Annotated in this window: 5 protein-coding genes and 1 pseudogene; all 6 read left to right on the forward strand. The window is 68.7% G+C overall.

All coding sequences use genetic code 11. From position 1 onward, the window contains the following. Positions 1-441: pseudogene (locus tag VGB60_RS04095) on the forward strand (hypothetical protein); the annotation flags it as partial. A gap of 65 nt (positions 442-506) precedes the next feature. Continuing rightward, positions 507-1,247, forward strand: coding sequence for a UMP kinase (gene pyrH / locus VGB60_RS04100; RefSeq protein ID WP_331037004.1), 741 nt, complete (start codon positions 507-509; stop codon positions 1,245-1,247). A 35-nt stretch (positions 1,248-1,282) separates the two neighbouring features. Beyond that, positions 1,283-1,840, forward strand: coding sequence for a ribosome recycling factor (gene frr / locus VGB60_RS04105; protein WP_331037005.1), 558 nt, complete (start codon positions 1,283-1,285; stop codon positions 1,838-1,840). A 30-nt stretch (positions 1,841-1,870) separates the two neighbouring features. Beyond that, on the forward strand, positions 1,871-2,641 hold the full coding sequence (gene uppS / locus VGB60_RS04110) for a polyprenyl diphosphate synthase (protein ID WP_331037006.1): 771 nt from the start codon (positions 1,871-1,873) through the stop codon (positions 2,639-2,641). Next, positions 2,641-3,456 (forward strand): phosphatidate cytidylyltransferase, encoded by an 816-nt coding sequence (locus tag VGB60_RS04115; protein ID WP_331037007.1) that lies wholly within the window; start codon positions 2,641-2,643, stop codon positions 3,454-3,456. Before uppS ends, VGB60_RS04115 begins: the two co-directional genes overlap by 1 nt. Further along, the coding region (gene dxr, locus VGB60_RS04120) for a 1-deoxy-D-xylulose-5-phosphate reductoisomerase (RefSeq protein ID WP_331037008.1) at positions 3,453-4,243 on the forward strand (791 nt) is incomplete at its 3' end. The genes VGB60_RS04115 and dxr, both read left to right, overlap by 4 nt.

Consider the following 4,243-nt stretch of genomic DNA (forward strand, 5'->3'; position numbering starts at 1 on the left):
CGGTTCACCAAATGGCCGGCGCACTACCTCATGTTTCCGCGCCATGCGTACATACTGGTCGTGCCGGAGAGCGGCCCGGCCCTGGTTTTCTCCGCCAGTCAGAACGCCAAGTTCGGTCCGGACACCCCAGCGGCCGACCGCCTGGGCGCGCGGGTCGCCGTCTACGATCCGCAAGCCTACGACTTCCCCGGGTCAGGTCAGGCCCTGCATGAGATGACGCTCATCACGGATGATCCGGCCCGCGTGGCCTCGGCGCCGGCCGCGCTGGAGCGGGCGCGGGCGGAACTGGACGCCAGCGGCCTTCGGTACGGTCTGCTGGCGCCGAACTCGAACACGGTTGTCGGCTGCATCCTCGAGGCGTCTGGAGCGATCACCCGGCGGCAGCGCAGCCGCATCCTGCTGGCGCTCCGCGCACCCGGAATCGGCGCCGACTGCTGGTAAGCTTTGAATCCCCGGCGGGGCCTACCTATAAGGAGCCGAATCCGCGCTGCCCCAAGGTCTTCCCCATGCCCGACGCCCCCGCCGAGTTTCGCTACAAGCGCGTGCTGCTGAAGGTCTCGGGCGAGGTGCTGATGGGCGATCAGGCCTACGGCATCGACATGAAGACGGTGGCGACGGTGGCGCAGGCCGTGGCGCAGGTGGCCCGCGAAGGCGTCGAAATCTGCCTCGTGATCGGCGGCGGCAACATCTTCCGGGGGCTGAGCAAGGCGGCGGGCGACATGGAGCGCGCCACCGCTGACTACATGGGCATGCTGGCGACCGTCATGAACGCACTGGCGATGCAGGCAGCGCTCGAGAAGATCGGCGTGCAAACGCGGGTGCAGAGCGCCCTGACCATGAACGCCGTGGCCGAACCCTACGTTCGTCGTCGGGCGCTGCGTCATCTCGAGAAGGGTCGGGTGGTGATCTTCGCCGCCGGCGTCGGCGCGCCGTTCTTCACGACGGACTCCGGCGCGGCGCTCCGGGCGGCCGAAATGGGCTGCGACGCGCTGCTGAAGGGCACCAGCGTCGACGGCGTCTACACGGCGGATCCGAAAAAGGACAAGACGGCGACGCGGTACGAAACCCTGACCTACCACGACGTGCTGGCGCGCGATCTGAAGGTCATGGACGCCTCGGCCATCGCCCTGATGCGTGACTCGGGCATTCCGATCGTGGTGTTCTCGATCCGCGAGGACAATTCGCTGCGCCGGACGTTGACGGGGGAGGGCACCTTCACGGTCATCTCCGACGACGCGTCCGCCTAAGCCGCCAACGCCAAGAAATCACGAGAGAAACACTGATGGCCAAGCCCGACCTGAAAACCTATCGCGAGCGCATGGACAAGGCTGTCGCGGCGCTGAAGGAAGAGTTCAACGGCCTGCGGACCGGCCGCGCCAACGCCGGCCTGCTGGAGCCCGTCCGGGTTGAAGCCTACGGTTCTGCCTCACCACTGAATGCGGTGGCCGCCATAAGCGTGCCCGAGCCGCGGATGATCTCGGTCAGCGTCTGGGACAAGTCGATGGTCGGCCCGGTCGAAAAGGCCATTCGCGCCGCGGGCCTCGGCCTGAACCCGATCGTGGACGGCACCACCTTGCGCATTCCCGTGCCGCCGCTGACGGAAGAGCGCCGCAAGGATCTGGCCAAGCTGGCGGGCAAATACGCAGAGCAGCAGAAGATCGCGGTGCGCAACGTCCGCCGCGACGCCAACGAGGATCTCAAGAAGGCCGAAAAGGCCGGCGATATCAGCCAGGACGAGCAGAAGAAGATGGAGACCGAGGTCCAGAAGGACACGGACGCGGCCATCAAGCGCGTCGACGAGGCCTTGAGGTCCAAAGAAGCTGAAATCATGCAGGTTTGAGGCGCGAATTGCCTTAAGGATAGCGCCGCCATGCCCGCCTCGTCCCCAGAGTCCCTAACGCCGTCCCCCGGACCGCTCCACGTCGCCCTGATCATGGACGGCAACGGCCGCTGGGCCGAACGGCGCGGCCTGCCGCGCGCCATGGGTCACCGCGAGGGCGTGCAGGCGCTGAAGCGGACGGTGCAGGCGGCGCCGGAGCTGGGCATCCGCTGCCTGACGGTCTTCGGCTTCTCGACCGAGAACTGGCAACGGCCGGCCGAAGAGGTTTCCGACCTGATGGGGTTGGTGCGCTCGTATGTGGCCAGCGATTTGAAGCGGCTGGAGCGCGAGGGCGTTCGGGTCCGGGTGCTCGGACGCCGCACTGGCTTGCCGTCCGACATCGCCGCCATCATCGAGCGGGCGGAGGCCACGACCGCGCACAACGACAAATTCCTGCTTCAGGTCGCCTTCAACTATGGGGGCCGGGCCGACATCATCGATGCGGCCCAACGCTACGTCGATCTGGTGCTGGCGGGCGAGGCGGCTGGTCCTCTGAACGAGCAGACGCTCGCTTCGGGCCTTTCGACCGCGGGCGGACCGCCGGTGGACGTGATCGTCCGCACCTCGGGCGAGCAGCGGCTGTCGAACTTCCTGCTCTGGGAAGCGGCCTACGCCGAACTCGTCTATCAGAACGTGCTGTGGCCCGACTACGGCCCGGCGGCGCTGGCCGACGTTGTTCAGCAATACCAGAACCGGGACAGGCGGTTCGGCGGCCGTCCAGCTCCGGGCGTCTCGCCCGCGCCCGCGCTCGCGGCCGGCTGATGGCGGTCAAGGCTGGCGACATTGGTCTGAGAGCCGCTTCGGCTGTCGTTCTGGCCCCCGCCGCCGTGCTCGCGATCTGGGCCGGCGGGCTCTGGTTCCTGGGCCTGATGCTGGCGGCCTGCGCCCTGCTGGCGGTCGAATGGGCCATGATGAGCGCGGCCCGCGCATGGCGGATCATGGCCGGCGCCGTGGCGTTCGGCCTCGTGGCCGGCGTCGTCGCGGCCCACGCCGAGCAGCTGTCGCTCGCCTTCGTCATGCTGGTGTTCGGGGCCGTCGCCGCCGGCCTGTTCGCCCGCAACCGAGGGCAGGAGGCGGTCGACGCCGCCTATGGCGTCCTCTACCTCGGCTGGCCGGCCGTGCTGCTGATCTGGCTGCGAGACGTCGACACCGCCTCGGGCTTGGCGTGGACGGTGACGGCGTTCGCCATCGCCTGGGCGGCCGACATCATGGCCTATCTGGTCGGCAGTCTGGTCGGGGGGCCCAAGCTCTGGCCACGGTTCTCGCCCAACAAGACCTGGTCCGGCTTCATTGGCGGACTTCTGGCCGGGACGGCGGCCGGCGCCGCGCTCGCGTCGTTCCTCGACCTGGGCATTGGACCGCTCTGGGGGGCGGTGCTGGGGCTGGCCGCGGCGCTGGCGACCATGGCCGGCGACCTGTGGGAGTCGGCGTTGAAGCGGCGCTACGGCGTCAAGGACGCGGGCAAGCTGATACCGGGCCACGGCGGACTGCTGGACCGGGTCGATGGCCTGATGTTCGCGGTCGTCGTGGTGGCTTGCGGGCGCCTGCTGGCGGGGCTGGCCGGAGTCGCCGGGTGATCCGTCGGCGCGTGACCGTCCTGGGCTCGACAGGCTCCGTGGGGTCTTCGACGCTGGACCTGATGGATCAGGCTGAAGTGGCCGGAAGCGGCGCCTTCGAAGTGGAAGCGCTGACCGGCGGCGCCAATATCGCCCGGCTGGCCGAACAGGCGCGGCGCTGGAAGCCGAAGATCGCGGTGACCGCCGACGCAGATCGGCTGGACGATCTCCGCGAGGCGCTGGCGGGCACGGGTGTCGAGGCGGCTGCGGGCGACGGTGCGGTCATCGAGGCGGCCGCGCGGCCCGCGGACTGGATCATGGCCTCGATCGTCGGATCAGCCGGTCTGCGCTCAACCTGGGCGGCGGCGGATTCGGGGGCGACCCTGGCCTTGGCGAACAAGGAAAGTCTGGTCTGCTGCGGTCCGGCCCTGCTGCAACGGGTCGAGGCGGCCGGCGGGCGGCTGATACCGGTCGATTCCGAGCACTCGGCGATCTTTCAGGTCTTTCCGCATGGAGCCCCTGAGCAGGTCGCCAAGCTGGTGCTGACGGCCTCGGGCGGGCCGTTCCGCACCACGCCGCTCGAGGCGATGCGGGGCGTCACCCCTGAACAGGCGGTCCGTCATCCCAACTGGAGCATGGGCGCCAAGATCTCTGTCGACAGCGCCACCATGGCGAACAAGGGCCTCGAGATGATCGAGGCCGCCTATCTGTTCGCAATGCCCGTCGGCCGGATCGACGTGGTGGTCCATCCCGAGTCGATCATTCACAGCATGGTGGAATACGTCGACGGCTCGACGCTGGCCCAGCT

This window comes from Brevundimonas sp. (assembly GCF_036399195.1).
In the GTDB taxonomy this organism is placed as follows: domain Bacteria; phylum Pseudomonadota; class Alphaproteobacteria; order Caulobacterales; family Caulobacteraceae; genus Brevundimonas.

Excerpts from the sequence above, each read along its gene's own strand:
- VGB60_RS04115 (WP_331037007.1), top strand. The coding sequence starts at position 2,641 with ATGGCGGTCAAGGCTGGCGACATTGGTCTGAGAGCCGCTTCGGCTGTC.
- uppS (WP_331037006.1), top strand. The coding sequence starts at position 1,871 with ATGCCCGCCTCGTCCCCAGAGTCCCTAACGCCGTCCCCCGGACCGCTC.
- pyrH (WP_331037004.1), top strand. The coding sequence starts at position 507 with ATGCCCGACGCCCCCGCCGAGTTTCGCTACAAGCGCGTGCTGCTGAAG.
- frr (WP_331037005.1), top strand. The coding sequence starts at position 1,283 with ATGGCCAAGCCCGACCTGAAAACCTATCGCGAGCGCATGGACAAGGCT.